Source organism: Curtobacterium sp. MCPF17_021, assembly GCF_003234605.2.
In the GTDB taxonomy this organism is placed as follows: domain Bacteria; phylum Actinomycetota; class Actinomycetes; order Actinomycetales; family Microbacteriaceae; genus Curtobacterium; species Curtobacterium flaccumfaciens.
Genome location: NZ_CP126252.1, coordinates 3,330,507 through 3,348,427 on the forward strand (window position 1 = coordinate 3,330,507; position 17,921 = coordinate 3,348,427).

The following is a 17,921-nucleotide window of genomic DNA, read 5'->3' on the forward strand; positions in this document are numbered from 1 at the left end:
TCCCTGTCTCGCATCCTGCTTCGCTTACGCGAATATGCGCGGAACTTGCAAGACATGGATAGGAGACATGGGCTCGTGAGCACCTGTTCGAACTCGCCATCAAGCCTTCGAGACGTCACTCAACCGACCGGTTGCGAGACAGTCTCGAGCCTGAGTCTGCGCGCGACAGTCCCTATCAGGCGAGCCGTAGGGGCTTACTTCCCGGTCAGGTTGGCTCGTTTCCGGCCCCACGCTCAAGAAGCTCCACCGACCACTTCGCTCGCGCGAGCACTTCGTCGTACGTGATGATTTCCGGCGCGTGAATGTTTCGTCGGTAAAGCTCAAACGAGCGCACCATGTCGCCATTGACGCGGCCGTCGCGGCTGAACTGGCTGAGCGAACCGATGACGAGAAACGAGCGTGGTGTGCCCGTCCAAACTCGGTCGACAGTCTCGAAGCCATCGGAGTCGACGGAGTTCAGCCATCGCTCGAGTTCGTCACGAGCACGGTCGCCAGTTACCAACGACTGAGCCACTCCACCAACCACTTCCCGCGACGGAGCCCACGTTCCCGACCGATACGTACGCGTCTCCAGTAACGGGTCGTTGTGAAGCTTCAACTCCGCAAGCGCGAGACTACGAATGGCGCCAGTTGTGGCAAGGACGGCATCGGCACGTTTACCGACGTTCGCGATACTCGCACCCGCCACGACACGTTCCAGGCGTCCCTCGCTCCAAGACGTAAGCAGCTGACCTGCGAGCCCCACTCCCAGGAGCCACGGGTTCTGCTCGAACAGGTCCTGCCAAACTGCTTCTGCCCCACGACCAGCCCGGGCTGCTTCGAAGGCGCCAGCATCGGTAAGGAGCTCCTCAAATCTGCGCACCACGTCCTTCCTCGCGGCCACAGCAACAACATCGCGGGCAGACACGTCTGCTTCGATGACCGCCGCAAATCCTTCTCTGTCACGTCGGTAGAGGGCGTCCATAGCCGTCGGATCCTCGAGAACCGCCGCTAAGAGACCCTCGTCGAACTTGACCGTGTCATCGTTGTCGGGGCTCATCCCCCTCAGAGCCAAGCAGAGCGAGATGAGGCGCTGGGCGGCCTCCGCGTCGAGCGTGACCAAATTCGTGATCAACGCATCTTTGTTTGCGGAGCCGGTTACACGCTCCAACCGAATCTCGGCCACGTTCCCCTGCTCTCGAACGATCCGAGCTTTGACCTGCACCCGGCCGGCCGGGCTCTCATGAAGGTTCACGACTTCCTCGTCTGTTTTCGCCGGACCGACCACATCACTGTAGTCGTCGCTGATGATCTGCCACACGGTGGACGCTCTCTCACCCTTATACGGGCCAAAACGCATGTCGAAAGCTCTGCCCTTCGTCGTCCGCCCCAAAACACGCAGCGCTGCGTAATCGGCGTCCGTCTGCGGGGACGGCAGCATCAGCCGAGGCCAATCAAACCCGTCGTTCATGATCGCGAGCCGACCCAGTCTGAGTCCGCGCCAGGATCTTCGTCAGAGGTTCCGGACAGCGCTGCCGGGAGCGGTAAACCATATCTCTCGCAGAGGAACCGGGTCTGGCAGTAGCGCTTTGCATCGGCCGCCACGTTGCCAAGTACGGTGGAGTTGATGCCGGCCCCGAGCAGGATGCCGATGTACGGGACGACCTTTGCGACGCTTTCGACAGACACCTTGCCGCCGTTGATCCCTGCCTGGTTCATGAGACGTTCAAGCGCGGCGACGAGCTTGTGGTCCGACCGGAGCTTGTCGGACCACCGAACGCGATTCCTCATCGCATTGGCGGCGCGAGAGACATCCCGCAGCGGCTCCGCCTTCGCCGCTTGTGCCATGAAGGAACGGCGCACGAGCCGCTGGATGAACTGCTCCTCCGCGGGGTCCCTCGCATCGAAACCGTAGGAGTAGGCGACGCGAGCAGCGATGGCGGTACTGAGGACCTGGATAACAACGATGTCGAGGCTGATGGACGCGACGACGCCGGCTACGGGCAGGAGCGCGAGCGCTCCCATCGCGCCGCCTTCGAGCGCGCCGGCGCTCCGCCATGTCAAGGTGTTGCGCGTGAGGAGCCGGTCACAGGCTTTGAGCTCTTCGTCCCGCAGATCAGCGAACGTCTCAATGTTCAGCCCGTGCTTCAATGCGAGCCTCTCGACGTACTTCGGGTCGTTAAGCTCGAGCGACCACTCGTTGACAAGGTCGAGTAGCGACACGATGCCATGAAGCAGCGGCTTGACGGCTGCGTCCCCGACCGCACCACTTGCCCGCCGCACAGGGTCCTTCAGGACCTCCGGCACAACGTCGACGGCCTTCTTGACCGCTTTTCCGGTCGCGGCAGTACCGCGTTCAAAGGCCTCGACGCCCCAGTTCGGCAAGCCTCGCCGGTTGTTCCGGCGCTCCCAGTGCTGGTTGAGCACGTCCCAGACTTGCCGGTCGTACGTGGTCATCAAAGCGGACGCGGCGGCATCGCCAGCGGACTCGGTCACGGGGGTGGTCTCCTCACCTTGGTTGTGAAGACCATCATGCGGGACCCGACTCGGCCTCAGAAACTGAATCTCGGCCTACGGCGCTGAATCGGCGGGTTTCTCGCGAATGGGAAGACTCGTGCTGCTGAACAGACCTAGCTGCACCGGACGTCGCTCCATCACCCCGTCTTGGACGGGACCCTGCCTAGCTGAAATGCGGGGTTCATCCGGCTCCGCGTTGCGTCCGACGTGATGCGTGGTCGGAAAGGATCCGCCGCTCCGGCGTCCTGGTAGCGCTACAGTCGCCCCATGCTTGAAGTGGTGTTGGCGGTCGGTGGCGGCCTTCTCAGCGTTGCGCTCGCCTGGTGGGGCATTCGAGCGGGCGCTCGCAGCAATCGTCGCGGCCAAGCACAGGAGCAGATCACCACGGCGATGGCGGAGCTCGACGAAGCGAATCGCGAAATGTTCACCCAAATCCGCACGCTCCTGCAGTCGCACGAACACCGACTTGAGCTGGACACCAAGGTTTGGCGGTCCCTTCGTCGCGCTCACGGTAGCGCCATACTCGCGGCGAATACTTCTTACCCGAAGTTGAGTAGGGCTATCCAAGACCTCCAGGAAGGATTCGGAATGCAGCTGGAGAAAGTGAATTGGGATGACGTTCACGACTACCAGCTTGAGCGCTTGCAGCCTTGGCTGTCCGCGACTCGGGTCGTGATCAGTGATTGGAAGAGTGACCCGCGCGTGTTCGCGCGCAGAAGTTACAGAGACGTGAACGACCTCGTGCTGCAGTTCTACATGAAGCAGACAGTGCTTCCACTCGACATGGATGCGCGTCCGATCGGGGAAGGTTTCTTCGCCGCGGTCCGGTTCCCGAAGGGGACCAGCTGGGCACGCCGGAAGCCTGGCCCACGCCGAGACAGGGACTAGGGAGTCTCTGTCGCGGACCTAGACCGGACTATGCAGCGGGGCGAGAGCGAGCAGAGCTACCAAGAAATTCGGTCTGTAGCGGGTCGGGGCTTGCCGCGCGCCGTTTGGAACGGACCGGCAACTCGCTGCGCAATTCAGTAGTGCAACAAGTCTTACAACTTTTTGTCGCTGGTATCGGCCAAGGTGGCCGTCAAGGAGGTCAGTTGCGCGACAGTGGTGAAGCTCATCGGGTACGCGTGCGCATCCACCCGGCAATAGGACACCGACCGGCAAGAACAGTGTCTGCTCATCGCTGGGTTCGCCGCGGCACGAATCGACACTAGAAGGACGACACGGAAGGAGGCTGCTTATAGACTACGCTGCCTCTTCTTCTTGGCTCCGGGTCGGGGTGCCGCTCCCACGTAGCCGGACGAAAGATCCGAGGGCAGCTGGGCTGGTGGTGGCCCGCTCGAGCACATCCGCGAAGGTGGCTCCGTACGCGACAAGCACCTGGCCGAACGCCGGTGATTCGCCGCGGCGGCCGGTCGCGTCAATGAAACGCAGGCGAGAGCGAATGAAGACAACCGCGTCGGCGTGAGTCATGACGGTGCTGTGCCACCACCTCGTATCCGTCCGCGCCGGCAGCAGGGCGAGCACTTCCCCGCCCGCGGCGGCGTGCTCCGCGGCCCGGCGGGTGAAGGCGGGCAAGAGGGAGCCGTACGGCGGGTTCATCCAGCACTTCGTACGAGAACCCCATGATGTCGCCGGCACCAGTGCGTCGAGGTCCTTCGTGATGAATCGGCTGGCCGGCACAGCAATGTGAGGGCTGGTCACGACGCCATCGACGCCTGGCGCGGCGACATCGACGTCGAAGTGGATGGGCGCCCCGTCGTCGTCGGTGAACGCCGAGAAAAGCTCCGGGGGCGTGTACCACTCCACCGCGCCGGAGGCTGTATCGCCGGAACGCACGCCGGTGCTCGGCCGCAGCGGCGCTACGGAGCTAAGCCTCCGGTTCACGAAGTCACGTACCGTGTTCGGCGACGTGCCCGCCGGCAGCCCATACTCCTCAATCAGCCGGCGCCGGATCTCCGGCGGGCTGCGCACGCCCGTCTGCAGAAGATGCAGCACCGCTTGCTCGAAGGGTGCCATCACCGGGGCGGCCCTCTTGCCGACCGTGGACGCCCGGGCCGCCGGCCCGGTGAGCAGCGCCGAGACCGTCCGCCGGTTCACCGCGAAGCGCTCAGCAAGCGCCCGCTGCGAGTGGCCCATTCGGTGAAGGCGCCGCAGCTCAGCGGTAAGCGCAGCACGGCGGGCAGCGGATTCGGCGGAAGGGCGCGTCACCCAGAAATCGTGTCAGCACTCCCCAGCCACCTACCAGTCGACACTCCGTGGTGCAGATTCAGGGCGTCGGCGCTCCTTTTTCCGCACGTCCCGAGAGTGCACCACCACGGCCATCTTGATGCAGAATCCCGACCTGAATCATTTCCGCATGCTGCATCACCCGGAGTACACCGGTGGGGTAGCCCGCGACGGCCATCGTGCCTTCGGGAAGGCGACGCCCAACCCCTAGCATCTGCCGGGTCACATACAACGGCGGCCAGTCCGCACTCCACGGCTCCGGCACCGCCGCCTCGAACAGGGCGTCCTTCCGTGCACGCAGCGCCCGCACCGAGTCTTCGGGAAGCGCTCCGGCGGCTTCACCGGGGAATTCACGACCGCGACGACGGGCCCAAGCCGTCCAGGCGCTCCGCTGCGCACGCATCGCGGCACGCGCCACCGCGTAGGCGGGAATCCGGCGGGGTGTCCACTCGGCTGTCGGCTCCAAGCACAGGATGCCGACGACCAGCGCGACGGGAGACTCCGCTGTGATGAGGCGCCCGTCGCCGTGGAGCTCGTGAGCCCAGAGAAGTGCGCGTGTCATAGAAGCGGTATGCGCGGAGGCGAGACGAGCGGGTGGCGAAGGGTGGGGGTGCCGAGCGGCCGGGGATGCCATCCTTCACACCTCGTGTCTGCACGGGCACGAAGCGGCCCCCGCCGCGGAGTGGAAGCAACGCAGGCAAGGGCCGATTCTGGAGAGCGCCGCCATCTGTAGGAGGTCCGGCGACGCGGGTCTTACTTCCTCCAGTGGGTGCCGAGGATCTCGGCCTCACCGGTGATGATCACGGAGCCGAGCGTGCACGGCATCTGCTCAGCCAGCACCTGACGTGCAGACTCGGCTTGCGCGAAGGGTACGTGGAGGATGAGCTCGTCGTGCACGCCGAGGAAGAGTGCTTCGGGGCCGATGGCATCAGCTACTCGCATGACTCCTCCTTGAAAGATGTCTGCGGCGCTCCCCTGGATCATCCAGTTCAGTGACTTGTACAGCTCACCCCGGCCTAGCGCCGGAAGCGGTCGACCGCCGAGCGTCGCCATGAACTCAGATGCGGCGAAGCGGTCCTGCAGCTCAACCCGGTACTCCTGCAATCGGTTGTACCGAGTCCAGACCGCGTCAATGAGCGAAGCGGCATCCTTCTCCGACATGCAGAGATCCGCTGCAGTGCTCGCGGGGCCGCGCCCGTACAGGCAGGCCAGGAAAGCCACTTTCGCCTGCGACCGATTGATTGGAGCCCCGCCGAAGGTCCAATCGGCAGCCGCCGCTGTGTACACGTCACCACTCGCTACATCCGCGGCGAGCTGCGCATCGCCGGACACCGCGGCAGCGACCGTTGGCTCCACCTGGTGGTAATCCAAGCTCACGAGCACGTAACCCGGATCCGCCATCAGCATGCCTCGAAGCGCCCGGCCGAGATTCTGCAACGCGGGGCGCCGCGCGAGCGCGCGGCCGGTCTTCGTGTGCCGAACAATCATCTGCGGGTACACCCGGTCCCCTTGCCGGAGCCGGTCAAGCTCAAGAAGCTTCCCCCGGGTGCGGCCCAGCTCACGGGCGGCTAGCAACGCACCGTAGGAGACACGGGCGCGGGTTGTATCTTCCACCTGAGCCTGCGCGACGGCGTTCTGCTCAAGCGAGGGATGACCTGTTGCATCCCGAACGGTGACGCCGTTGGCTGCCAACCACGCATGCGCCGCAGCGACGCCCGCATCCGACGCAGCCATCAGATCAACGCCGTTCTCCACCCGAAGCCGGCGCGCCTCCTCCTCGATATCAGTTCGTTCACGCACCAAACGGTCTACATCGAGACGGATGCCGCGTGCCTGTACCGGACGCCACGCGTGATCCTGCCGGACCGAGCGCATTGCTGCCGCACGGGAAGTCGGAGTGCTCTCCGCCGCCAAGCCGGCGACGGCACGAGCACACGCAACTGCGGCGCGTGCAGCACCAAGAGGCTCATCCGAGTATGTGACGCCTGGCCGGGGCATCATCCAGCCCTCAGCCCCCGGCCGAAGCACCGCGTGGGCGGTTGAGGCATCTCGCAGCCAGGTGAGCGTCGACAGTTTCACGCCGAAACGTCGGTGCAGTGCTGTGGCCGCAGCTGATCCGCGAACGGCCCACACCTTCGATTCTTCGGGGCCCAGGCTCCGGAGGGCGGTCAGTGCCCTACGGACAGTCGGGTCATCTCGCAGCGGCACGGTCCACGAGGACCCCGTCGCGTCGCCAACCGCGAGCTGAGTTTCAGTGACCGCGAAACCCAACCCACGACGCGATGACTGCAGCCACTGCTCGAAGGCGGCCGCTCCCTCATACGTGAGCCGGGTCATCAGGCTGCCGCCCCTTCAGGCTCGGCGGCGCGACCCGGGATGCGACGCTCGCCCTCGACGCTCGCGGTGATGAAGTAGAAGTTCGACTTCTTCGACGACGCTGCCTTCTGCACAGCCTGCAGCACATACCGGGTACCGCGGTACGGGATGCCAGTGCCGAGTACTGCCTTCATCGACTTACCCCATGCGGTGGCCTGAGCGGTTTCCGGCAGCATCGGGTTGATCAACGCCAGCGAAGTCGGCAGATTCGGCCGCTGCTGTCCCTGAAGCGGAGACCTCGCATCCTGGCGGATGTCGGCTGCCGTACGGCGGGTTTCACCCCGACGCTCCCACAGGTACTCGAGGATGGGCCCCCACTCCTCGCCGAGCTCGTCGTCCTCATCGACTTTCTCGAAGAAGCCCTCCATAGCGGCTTCGTGGACCGGGACGCCGCCCTCGTTCGTGACATGGGTGAGCGCGCCGAGGATGGTTGCTGCCCAGTTGTGCGAGAAGCCATAGCCGGGGGTGTCGACCGGGTTCTGCAGTCCGTAGAGGAGGACGGTGTGTGCAGCAGCAACCAGCATCGGTCGGTTCTCCGCAATGTACTTCGGCAGGGAGGGGTGGCGGTACTCGGTTCGGGCAATCGGTGAACCCGCACCGAAGGAGCCGAGCCTGACCTCAATCACGCGGCGGTTGTAGTCGCCGCCGAGCTCGACATTGTTTCCTGCCATCGTCGCGATGACGCCGGTCTGCTTAACGGCGTCGTTCGAGCCGAGCTTGCGGCGCTCCTGCTCACCATCGAGGGCGGTCGGCAGCTCGGTCACGATGAGGCCGGAGAGCTTCGCTCCGCGCGGCACCTCATCGCAGTGGAGGAAGCGCCCGCCCGCCATCAGGAGCGCGACGAGCCTCTTCTCGGTCTCGTCGTCGTTGAAGCCACCCACCCGGAAGGAGGTGGCCGCCGGTGTACCCGTGGCAAGCAGCCGGCCGATCAGCAGTAGGTAGCTCTTACCCGCACCGCGGTCGGCTGCGTTCGCGAGAAAAAGGGGTGAGCCGTTCAGCAGCGGTCGGCCCACGCACGTCAGTAGGTACACCATCGCGCGGGCGCGGTCGCCCGGGGTCGCGAAGTTGAAGTCCCAGAGGAGCTCGTCGTCAAGCATCTCGAAAGCGGCCTGCGCTTCAGCGAGAGTCGGCTTCTCCGGTACGGCGTATTCACGGGCCCAGCGGGTGCGGTCTCGGTGCGGAAGCGTGACGAACGCTTTCGAGGCCATGTCGTAGCCCGGCTTGGAGACCACCCGGCCCTCGCGGGTGAGCACCGGCTCACGGCCGACGTAGTGAAGTGGCGGGAGCGCCCCGTACCCTTTCAGCGTCTCGAAGACACCCTGCACGACAGTCGGCGGCAGCTGGTGTGTGGGGCGGAAGCCTGCGGTACCGTCCTTGCTGGTGAAGCTGGTGCCAAGCTGCGCTGCTGCGATCATGAGGCGAGAGGCTGACTGCGAATCCCAATAACGGACGCGGCCGCCGGCGTCGATGTACACCGGGCCCGCCGGTTCTCCCTCCAGCACGTACGAAAAGGCGAGCGGCCGGGAGCGGTCTGATGCGCTTCGCGCGGCGCGAACCTCGGTCACGAAGTCCGAAATCACCTTGGTGGTCTCCTGCTGGGATTCGATCTCGGCGCGGGCGCCGTGCCGGGTGAAGACCTCGGCGGTGACCGCGACGTGGCCCTCGTCGACGAGGTACTGCGCGAGGTATTCGGGTGAGGTGATGTCGGCGCGCGGTGGGCTCTCAAGGCAGAGGTCGAAGGCCCGTGCGACGGCACCGTTACCAACGTCGGAAGCATGGGCAAAAGCTCGTGATTCTTCCAGCAGCTCGCCGTGCTCGGCCTCGCGGGAGAAGAGCCGGCCGGCTTCGCCTTCGCCGGATTCCACCCAGCCGGCGCTGGTCAGGAACCGGGTCATGTCCTCTGTGGTCGCCCCACGGTTGTAGCGGTCCCGGACGTTGTTGGTCTGCTCGTCGTGGGCTCGGATGTCGTACACCGACCGAGCGGTTCGCGGGTCGCGTGCGTCCGAGAGGCTGTCGAGCAATACGCCGAGACCGGCCAGCTCGCCATGCGTGACCGGCGTCAGTATGCCGACTTCGCCGCTCGCCAGTCGGTGTGTGCCAGTCTCGGTGATGGTTGGTGCGATTGTCGTGCTTCCGCCTACGGCGATGTCCGCGATGACGGTGCCGTCTTGCAGAGCGCGGCGGGTCGCGAGGCTGCTCAGTACCGCCCTGTACTCCTCATCACTTCGAGCAGTGACCCCGAGGACGCGGAGGCGGCGGCCATCCGGGAGGTCTTCACACCACCCAGCATCAACCAGCGTCATCAGCCGGCCAAGGCTTGCGCGGGTAACCGCGTCGCTCAGAGCCTCCCCGGTGGCGCCGTTCAAGTCTGCGGCCCGGAGCGCCACTGGGTACATGAAGCTCCCGTCCGTACGGGCGACGCGGCCCGGGATCCCGAGACGCAGGCCCACCTGAGTTCCGGCCATCACCTCGGGCAGGGCGTCAGTCGGTGCGATGGTCGCTCCGTCGATAGCGACGGTTAGGCTCTGCCCGCGCAGGAGCTCCAGCGTACGCAGTACGCGGTGGCCGCCCAGCGACTCTAAGGCGATGGTGTTTCCGCTGATCATCTCTTGCTTCCACTCTCAGGTCGCGGTGAGTTCCTACACTCAGTGGGCCGCGTGCCCGTTCGAAGGGAGCTATGCGGCGAGAAGCAGATCAGCCGGAGGTGGTCCTGCCGGATCGTCTTCGGCACGCGCGGAAGGCGGGGGTGAGGGTCGACTAGCGGTCGGGGTTGAGCTGCCCTTTCGACCGACGGGGGGGGGGGGGGGGTTAGGGGGGTCAGGGGGGTCCTTTTCAGTCGTGCTGGGTGAGGAAAATGGAGTCTGCGCTCTCCTTACACGGGGAGCGACCGAAAAACACCCCCCCTGCCCCCCATCCCCCCCTGGCTAGCTTTGAGGTGCGAGGCGCACGCGGCCTGAGCGAGAATTCGGGTCAGAGCCTGACCCGAACTGACGCGCGCGCACGAGCTCCTCACTCCGCATCGCTCCGGCAGGCGCCCGCTGCATGCCGGCTGGGCGTGGGGCTTCGGGCGCACTTCGCCTCCGGACGGCGTACACGGCATGGCTGCGACAGCGACCCGCTCTCAGGTCTCCCGCGGCCTGGCCTCCGCTGTGGCAGACGCTTCGGCCCTACCAGCGGCAAGACCGCCTCCCCGCTCACCCCCGTCACGGTCGGCTGGCATCGCGGACGCGCAAAACGCCTCAGCGTGTGAGGCTGAGGCGTTCTGAGTGGTTGTGTGTCAGACGCGGACTGCGTGTGACGTCGGCAGACGCGCCGGCGCCGGCCGGGCAGTCGCCGTCGAACACCACCGCCAGAGAGATCGCGTTCCGCGGCGAGGACGGCGCTGTCACCCCGACGGTGAAGAAGCCAGCGACGCCCGTCGCACCGACGACGTCGAAGCCGGAGAAGGTGGACCTGTAGATCGACTGGTCCTGCCCGGGGTGCAAGCCGTTCGGACGGGACGTCCGCGCACCTCGCCACCCTCGGTCGTACCTCGGATCACGGCACTGGTGCTGTTGATGCCCCTGACAGGGGTGTGCGCGGACCCTGCTCGAAGTTTGTGCGGCGCGTCAGGTTGAGGGTGCGGACTTCGCGTCCATATCCTTCAGCCACTTATCGGTGGGTGCCCAGCCGCCTGTGCGGCTCATCGCGTACCGCAGGAGCACATCTCGACGCGCGGCGGACTTCCACTTCGACCGTTGCCACTCAGCCAGTTCTTGGAGGTCGGCGATGAACACCTTCGCGCTGTTGTCGAGGAGCGCGTACGCAGATCGCCACTCCTCGGCGACCCGTTGCGGCGCCCACCGGAGCGCGTATTCGGCGCCGACGTCGTTCTTCGATTCCATGCGGCTGCGGATGAACGCTTCGACGACGGGCTTCCTCGACATCGGTTTCGCCGCACGGACTCCGGCATCGTCGATGGCGGCCTGGATGAGCTGCTGCGCCCGCGCCAACCGCTCCCGTCGCTCTCGGTCGCGTTTCTCGTCGGCGTCCTCCTGCCAATCCTCGAGCTCGGCGGTCAACTCCTGCGACCAATCCACGGCCGCCCACCATGCGTAGGAGACACCCGCGCCGATGAACCGAAGGTCCATCCCTTCAAGGTCACCATCATGACTGGCCGCATTGTTCCGAATGCCGGCGGGTACCCCTTCGGCGTCGCCGAGGAACTCCGCCAGGTCGAACAGCCGCTCCCCGAGAGTGACGAACGCCGCGCCGACGTGCACCGCAATGTCGAGCGCCTCGTCGAGAGTGACCTCAGGAGCCGCGAACAACACGTCAGTGTTCTTCACGACCATCGCCGGCAGCAGCCGGAGATTCCGTCCCGCCGCTTCCAGCGGAGCCCGCTCGAGCATCGCCCGAAGCTCCGCAGGGGCGACGGTCAAGGAGACGTCGTCATCGTCGGTCATGGTTCGACCGTAGCGGCTGAGACAGCGGGCACGACATCTACCGGAACACGGTCTCCACCGGCTTCAGGTGCAAGAGGCACTGGTCGGCGTTGTACTCCCTGACTTCAGCGGTGATGGCGAGGTTCGTCCCGACACCGATGCCGTACGGGGTCTCACCCGTGTAGTGCATGTCGTACGTCGTGTTCACGTCGTTGAACTGGAACGCTGGGCCCGGCGCGGACGTCTCGCTGAAGTCGCCCGCGCCGATAAGGATGTCGTACCGCGACTTCGCCCCGTCGTGTGGAGCCATCGCAGCGATAGAACCGTCGAGTCGGACGGTTCGCCCTTCGCTCTCGTCGGCGAACTCGGCGATCGATGTGTCGCAGGTGTCGGTGAGTTGTAGCAGTGCTGCGAACTGGGGCGAGTTCTCGGCCGTGATGACCTCCGTAGTGTCCGTGGTCGGGCTCGGCTCCGACGGGCTCCCGGCGGTGTTTGCGGGCTCCGTGCTCGGCGCCACCGAGTTGGCTGACGCCTTGGCCTCAGCTGGTACGTCCTCGTCGCCGCCGAACACCCCGGTGGCGCCGAGCACGATGACCACGACGAGCGCTGCGGCTCCCGCTCCGACTGCGAGGAGTGTACGACGACCGATGCGCTTCTTCGGCCGTCGGAACTCCAGCTGCGACTGCAGCCGCCCCTGGGTTATCGAGACCAGTTCCCAGCCGTCCTGCTCCCACCTCGTCCGAGTTCGGGATTCCATCCCACGCACGGACTTCACCGTCCGTGTCTCGTACGTCGGCTGTTCCTCGGTCATCTCGGCCCTTCGCATTCCCGCCGACAAGCTGCCGAGCTTCTCTCAGGGTAGCGATGTCCGCGCGGCTCACCTGCTGTCACCCGGCCGGTGATGACGCCCGATGCGATGCCGCTGGAGGCCGTGTGGTCAGAAGCAGCTGGCGCTGATGAACTTCGCGTGGATGACGTCGCGGTCGGTGAAGGTGAACTCGAGCGCTCCGGTCTCCCCCTCATTGAGGGCGGAGAGGGCGTCGTTGGAGGATGCGATGACGGTGCCGGCGCTGTTCACGCCGTTCACCTCGGCGTAGACGCTGGCGGGGCAGCTCTCGTACGCGTAGACCTCCATCTTGAAGCAGGGGCCGATGCTGTACTCGCAGCCGCCGGCGAACCCGTCGTCGCCTTCTTTGAGCCACTTCAACGCGATGCCGTTGCCGTTGTCGGTGAAGCCGGTGGGGATGTCTGGCTTGTCGGCGACGACCGCGGTGTCGGCGTCGGTCGTGCTGTTGTCCGGGGTGCCGGTGCCGAGGGTCAGCATGGCGACGATGAGTGCGAGGACGGGGACGGCGATGATGACGAACCACCAGCCGGTCGCCATCGTCTGCGGGTTCGCCCGGACCGGTTTCGGGGTGGTGATGCTGTCGTAGCCGTCGTCACCGGGGTTCACCCATGTCTTCCCGGTCCAGTACCGGTAGGTGTTCTTCTTCCACCCGTGTTCATGCCATCCGACCGTCCGGACGTTGTTTAGCCCCGGCGACGCCACCGCGGGCGCGGACGCTTCGGGTGCCGTGGCGCGGACGTCTGCGTCCGGAGGTGACGGCTGCTGGTCGGGATTGGGCCGTTCGGCGATCCACGTCTCACCGTCCCAGTACCGTTCCACACCAGCGGTGCTCGAGGGGTACCAACCTGCAGGGGCGGCGGGAGCAGCGTCGTCGTGCACGGAGCACCTTTCGTCGGCGAACCGTGACAGCTTACGGGTGATGAGGCGCCCTCAGCAGCTCGCCTTAACTCGTCGTCGGCGTGGGAGAAGCGTCTGCTACGCGGTGCGCCAGACTCGGACTTTCGAACGGGGGCTGTTCCTGCGGGCGTGGACGTGGCCTGGCGGGTTCCACCGTGGCATGCTCGGCCACGAGGTGGTGCACGATGCAGTTCGTCAACCGGTTCGTGAACATACTCGGGGTGCTCGCGCGAGGCTTCGATGCGTCCAGCTGGACCGGCCCTGGCGTTCGTGGCGACGAGGCAAAGCGGCGTGCGGACCAGGACGACGCATACCGACGGCGGCGGGACTACCGGCCGTAGCTGCGCAGCCCTCGTTGCCCCGTACTCGCTGGCTCCGCTGACCGGCGGCAAGTGGACGCCCCTGTCTTGGCTCGGGTGTGTCTTCGGGCGCAGTTCACCCGTCCGGTTGATGTGCCGGTGCTGGGGGCGCGGCACAGTGGTGTCTGTGTGGGGAATCCGGTGGGTCGCGGCCGCTGCTGTGGGGGCAGCGGTTGCGGCCACCCTGTCAGGCTGCTCCAATGCGGGCTGGTGCGCCCCGTTGGAACCCGGACCGTCGGTGACAGCGGAGTACGCGCCGACGTCGTCTCGTCTCGAAGCGCTGCCTGGTGTGGCCCGGGTGAGCGCGCGGTTCTGGCAGCCGGATGATTCTCACTGTGTCTCCCGGAAGTACCTGCGGACGGCGTCGTGGTCCGCAGATTTCACCGTGCATGTCCGATCTGGGTTCACGCTCGAGCAGGTCCGCGCAGTCCGCGCGGCACTCGGACCGTCAAGGGGAACGGTCAGCGCTGCTGCAGGCGGCGACCTCTCCGCGTGGGACCTGGAGCTGTCCAACCCGTCCGGTGCGACACCGTCACCGACTGCTGCGCCGCTCCTGGTGGACGACCAAGGCTACCGTGTGGCGACGGAAGCAGCGGCTCTGCCCGGGGTGACCGTCGCGCAGGTGTTCGGAGGCTCCACGACTATCCGTGTCCGCAGTCCGGCATCGGTGATGGCTGCCACGGCCTGGCTGCGGGCGCACTTCAATGACCCGGCGGACACGTGGGTGTACGTCGGGACGGCGAAGAAGTGGTCGATGTCCACCGGCGTGACGGGACAGTTCGGAGCGTCGGACACCACCATCGCCACCGCAGCGCAGGTCGTCACCGACCACCCGGGCGTCAACCGGATGGAAGTCGGCGGGACAGGGGTGACAGCGGTCGTCCCGACGAGACGGCAAGCACAGCAGGTCATCGTCGCCTTCGAACACACACCCCGAGACCAGGACGGGCAGACCGTGTCCGTGTGGTGGCCGGACGGGAACGGAACGGAAGTGTCCGGCGTCGTCGGTTCTCGCCGTTGACCGGTCGGTTGGTCGTGCCACGCTCGGGTCATGACGAAGGACCTGGTGCGACTGGCCCATTCGACGGCGGCCCGGGCGCATGCCGGGCAGGTGGACAAGGTCGGCCGGCTGTACATCGAGCATCCGACCGCGGTCGCGGAACCGCTCACCACCGAGGACCAGCAGGTCGTCGGGTTCCTCCACGACGTCGTCGAGGACACGGACATCACCCTCGCCGAACTCCGCGCGCTCGGGTTCACCGCCCCGGCAGGTCTCGGCGGTGGACGCGATGACGAAGCGCCGGGGGGAGACACTCGCTGAGTCGATGGCTCGGGTCATGGCTGACCCGGTCGCGCCGCGAGTGAAGCGCGCCGATGTCAGCCACAACGCCGACCCGGCCCGGCCCGCCCGCGACCATTACCGACGATGCGACTCGTGCCCGGCTGCAGGGGAAGTACGAACGGACCGCGGCGTTCCTCGGGACGACGCTGGCCGACATCCTCGACGAGTTCGGGGTCCCGCGGCTTGACCCCTGAGGTCAGCGGCGGACGGCCGGCGGGGCGACGGGGACCGCGAGCGTGCTGCGGAGCCGTTGCTCGGTGAGGTCGCGGTCGGTGAGCCACGGGATGCTGCTGACCAGGAGGTCCGCGAGCTCGGCGACGCTTCCCGCGCGGAGGACGCGGCGGCCGAGCGTCGGGGTCATGAACACGGTCTGCGCGTGCCGGTTGTGCCACATGTCGTACGCGCGGTAGCCGGACTCACCTTCGGCTTCCGCCTTTTTCTGGAGCCGGACGATGTGGTCGCTGCGCTGCTGTTCAAGTGCTGCGGTGACTTGCACGATGCGGAGTCGGCTCGCCCAGCGCAGCGGCACGTCAGGGGCGAGGGAGAACGCCTGACGGATGCCGTACGCGGTGCGGACGTTCCTGATGGATTCCGCCACCCACTTCGGGTACTGGCCGGGCAGCAGGTACAGGTCCCCGAACACCAGGTCGTCGAGCACCTCCGGCGCGGGCGACCAGACGACTTTCCCCACTGGGGAGCGTCCCGGGGTCGGGTCGAGGAACTGGTCGAGACCGAGTCCGGTGTGACGCCACCACGGCGTCGGCTTCTGCACTTCCACGCCGAGTTGCAGCACCAGGGCGCGGGGCGTCTGCCGGTAGGACTCGAGCTTCTCGTGTAGCGACCGTTCGACGTCGTCCCACGTCATCGGCTTCTCCCGCGTCGAACCGGAGATGTAGCCGTCCGCTTCGCGACGCACCGCGAAGTCCGTGAGCGCTTGCGCGTGGAGCCGCTCGAGCGCGTCGTTGAAGGACAGCACCGGCGGGACTTCGCCAGGTCGTACCGGCACGAGGTTCGGCGGTCGCCGGAACGTCGTGCCGAGCGGTTCTGTCCAACGAGGCATACGGGGGCGTCCTTCCGGTCCGCTGACCCTATGCGCGGCCGTCGGTCAGGTGGCAGTCCCGCGTTCGGGTCGCACCCCAGTCACGGTCACCGCTTCCACCCGAACAGCCCACGCTTCTTGGATGCGGGCTCCGGCGCGGGTGGGTTCCGTTCGTGTTCGGCGAGGCGGTACCCGACGGCTTCCTCGACCTCTTGCGTGATGGCCGCCCAGCGCTTCGGTTCGAAGGCGCGTGAGTCGAGGTCGTGCAGTGGCTCGTGGAAGTGACCTCTGTGATGGTGGAGGGCCCCGTCGGTGGTGCAGAAGCTGACGGTCGGCAGCTGCGTCTGCGACCCAAGTTCCCAGCCGATGAGGTCAGCGCCTCGAGGTCCGGCGACGAGGACGTGCTTCTTCATCGTCGGCACACCGGCGGCGGTGAGTGCTGCGGCTGCTTCCCGCCCAAGCTGCAACGCCTGCCGCTCATGGGACGCTTTCTCGGCTGCGGCGGCTGCGGCAGCGTCCGCACGGTCTCGTGCTGCGGTGTCGGCGGCGTCGAGTTCGTCGTGCGCGCGACGTCGTGCTGCGTCGAAGTCCATGGGCGTGCGCTCACGGTAGCGGCGGCTGACGTCGCCGTCACTGGCCGATGTGTTGGGCGTGTTCGCGGCGGTCGAGTTCGGTGAGCATCGCGTCGGTGTTCCGGAGCGTCCGCGGGGTGACGGCGACGGTGAGGGTGAGCACGCCGACGAAGAACGCTGCGGCGAACCAGAACAGCGGCTGCCCGGTGACGGCGAGCCAGATGCTGAGGCCGGTCATCGGCAGGTACAGCAGCGGCGCCGTCCACCGCAATGTCCGGTACTCCTTCTGCCGCCGCAGCAGCGCCTGCCGCCATTGCCCGGTGTTCACATCCGGTGGGACGGTGCCGCGGCGTACTGCTCGAGCGAAGTCGGGGCGGTTAGCCGCCTGCCCGTACTGCCGTCGTTGCCGTCCGAGGATGACCCCCATCACGAGCCCGAACGCGGCACCGGTGGCGACGGCCACGACGACGCGGGCACCGATGGTGAGTTCCGGGATGGTGATGGACGTCACGCCGAACCAGCCGGCGGCGAACATGACCGCCATGATGACCCCGGCCGCCCACGTCGGCGCTTGCCTCATCCACCCCATCCTTCGAGCATGCCACCGCGTCCGGGTCATGTCCCGCGTACCGCGGTCGCGGTGACCCGTCCGTGAACTTCCCGGGACGCGAAGCGGCCCGCGGTCCGGCGGTAGCCGCGAGGGTCGTGGCGAGATTCCGGGCTGCGGATTTCCGGGACAGGAGGAGTGGGCTCGAGGAGGGAAGGACGGGTGAGACGTGGGACATGTGGGCGAAGAACCACTCGATCGGACCCTCCACGACGACACTGTGACCTGACCTTCGAAGGAGGAAGCAGCGGGACAAGCTGACGTCCGCCCGCGACTTCATCACGGGCGAGCGGGCGCGACGTTCACGGACCGGCAGTCGGGGCGGGTCAGCGGGTCGGACACTGTCCGGGTCCGCTGGCGCGTCCCCGGCGTTGCCGGTGCGTGTTCGGAGTGGTCTGCGTGGCGTTGGCTTGTCCCGCTGTCCGCTTCGCTCCCAGCGGGCGGTGGCTGGTGCGCTGTCGGGGCGACGGGCGTCTTGTTGGCGGGGTGTGTCCGGTGTGTGGGGCGGGACGTTTGCGGGCTGTGGTGGCGGAGAGACTTGCGGGACGTGTCGTCGCGGGGGTCTTCGTCGCTGCGGGTTCGGACGGGGCTGGGGGTCTTGGGGTCGCTCCCTCGTTCCTCGGTCGCGAGCGCCTGCGGCGGCGGGGTCGTGGCGGTGGACGGCTTGGGGCTGCGTGTGGTCGGGAAGGGGCGGGGAGTGTCACGTGGTCGGAGCGGTGGCGGACCGTCGACGTGA

16 protein-coding genes are annotated in these 17,921 nt (G+C 66.7%); 5 read left to right on the forward strand and 11 right to left on the reverse strand.

The genetic code is table 11. From position 1 onward, the window contains the following. Positions 1–205: 205 nt before the first annotated feature. Positions 206–1,450, reverse strand: a complete 1,245-nt coding sequence (locus DEJ29_RS15665; protein WP_111095297.1) for a Shedu immune nuclease family protein — start codon at positions 1,448–1,450, stop codon at positions 206–208. Beyond that, complete coding sequence (locus tag DEJ29_RS15670) at positions 1,447–2,475, reverse strand: EcsC family protein (RefSeq protein ID WP_258375967.1); 1,029 nt, start codon at positions 2,473–2,475, stop codon at positions 1,447–1,449. Before DEJ29_RS15670 ends, DEJ29_RS15665 begins: the two co-directional genes overlap by 4 nt. Before the next feature lie 288 nt (positions 2,476–2,763). On the opposite strand from DEJ29_RS15670, the gene DEJ29_RS15675 reads away from it, so the two are divergent. After that, positions 2,764–3,384 carry a hypothetical protein gene (locus DEJ29_RS15675; RefSeq protein WP_111095296.1) on the forward strand — a complete coding sequence of 207 codons (621 nt, stop codon included), beginning with the start codon at positions 2,764–2,766 and terminating at the stop codon, positions 3,382–3,384. Positions 3,385–3,738: 354 nt separating this feature from the next. On the opposite strand, the gene DEJ29_RS15680 is transcribed toward DEJ29_RS15675, so the two are convergent. The 3 genes from DEJ29_RS15680 to DEJ29_RS15690 all read right to left on the reverse strand — a co-directional run bounded on the left by DEJ29_RS15680 (position 3,739) and on the right by DEJ29_RS15690 (position 9,704). After that, the gene (locus DEJ29_RS15680; protein WP_111095295.1) at positions 3,739–4,632 is read right to left on the reverse strand and encodes a DNA N-6-adenine-methyltransferase; all 894 of its coding nucleotides are present in this window, start codon (positions 4,630–4,632) and stop codon (positions 3,739–3,741) included. Positions 4,633–5,475: 843 nt separating this feature from the next. Then, complete coding sequence (locus DEJ29_RS15685; RefSeq protein ID WP_181438218.1) at positions 5,476–6,597, reverse strand: DNA polymerase; 1,122 nt, start codon at positions 6,595–6,597, stop codon at positions 5,476–5,478. A 461-nt stretch (positions 6,598–7,058) separates the two neighbouring features. Next, positions 7,059–9,704, reverse strand: coding sequence for a hypothetical protein (locus DEJ29_RS15690; RefSeq protein ID WP_111095293.1), 2,646 nt, complete (start codon positions 9,702–9,704; stop codon positions 7,059–7,061). Between the two features lie 688 nt (positions 9,705–10,392). Here DEJ29_RS15690 and DEJ29_RS15695 point away from each other — a divergent pair. Next, positions 10,393–10,557, forward strand: a complete 165-nt coding sequence (locus tag DEJ29_RS15695) for a hypothetical protein (protein WP_181438300.1) — start codon at positions 10,393–10,395, stop codon at positions 10,555–10,557. A gap of 149 nt (positions 10,558–10,706) precedes the next feature. Here DEJ29_RS15695 and DEJ29_RS15700 read toward each other — a convergent pair whose 3' ends face one another. The 3 genes from DEJ29_RS15700 to DEJ29_RS15710 form a co-directional block, all read right to left on the reverse strand. Continuing rightward, positions 10,707–11,543 (reverse strand): hypothetical protein, encoded by an 837-nt coding sequence (locus tag DEJ29_RS15700; protein WP_111096096.1) that lies wholly within the window; start codon positions 11,541–11,543, stop codon positions 10,707–10,709. Between the two features lie 37 nt (positions 11,544–11,580). Beyond that, positions 11,581–12,279 (reverse strand): DUF4839 domain-containing protein, encoded by a 699-nt coding sequence (locus DEJ29_RS15705; protein WP_146248419.1) that lies wholly within the window; start codon positions 12,277–12,279, stop codon positions 11,581–11,583. Between the two features lie 180 nt (positions 12,280–12,459). Next, complete coding sequence (locus tag DEJ29_RS15710) at positions 12,460–13,248, reverse strand: DUF2510 domain-containing protein (RefSeq protein ID WP_181438299.1); 789 nt, start codon at positions 13,246–13,248, stop codon at positions 12,460–12,462. Positions 13,249–13,863: 615 nt separating this feature from the next. Between DEJ29_RS15710 and DEJ29_RS15715 the strand changes: the two genes are divergently transcribed. From DEJ29_RS15715 to DEJ29_RS15725, 3 genes are read left to right on the forward strand one after another with little or no spacing between them, the layout of a single operon-like run. Next, complete coding sequence (locus tag DEJ29_RS15715) at positions 13,864–14,646, forward strand: hypothetical protein (RefSeq protein ID WP_284173867.1); 783 nt, start codon at positions 13,864–13,866, stop codon at positions 14,644–14,646. Between the two features lie 30 nt (positions 14,647–14,676). Beyond that, positions 14,677–14,946, forward strand: coding sequence for an HD domain-containing protein (locus DEJ29_RS15720; RefSeq protein WP_111096092.1), 270 nt, complete (start codon positions 14,677–14,679; stop codon positions 14,944–14,946). A gap of 53 nt (positions 14,947–14,999) precedes the next feature. Continuing rightward, positions 15,000–15,161 (forward strand): hypothetical protein, encoded by a 162-nt coding sequence (locus DEJ29_RS15725; protein WP_181438298.1) that lies wholly within the window; start codon positions 15,000–15,002, stop codon positions 15,159–15,161. 2 nt (positions 15,162–15,163) lie between these two features. Here the strand turns inward: DEJ29_RS15725 and DEJ29_RS15730 are convergent, their stop codons facing one another. The 3 genes from DEJ29_RS15730 to DEJ29_RS15740 all read right to left on the reverse strand — a co-directional run bounded on the left by DEJ29_RS15730 (position 15,164) and on the right by DEJ29_RS15740 (position 17,158). Continuing rightward, positions 15,164–16,027 (reverse strand): hypothetical protein, encoded by an 864-nt coding sequence (locus DEJ29_RS15730; RefSeq protein WP_146248417.1) that lies wholly within the window; start codon positions 16,025–16,027, stop codon positions 15,164–15,166. Positions 16,028–16,113: 86 nt separating this feature from the next. Next, entirely contained in the window at positions 16,114–16,599 is a 486-nt protein-coding gene (locus DEJ29_RS15735; protein ID WP_111096090.1) for a hypothetical protein, read from the reverse strand. A 37-nt stretch (positions 16,600–16,636) separates the two neighbouring features. Further along, complete coding sequence (locus DEJ29_RS15740; protein WP_111096089.1) at positions 16,637–17,158, reverse strand: hypothetical protein; 522 nt, start codon at positions 17,156–17,158, stop codon at positions 16,637–16,639. Positions 17,159–17,921: the final 763 nt, after the last annotated feature.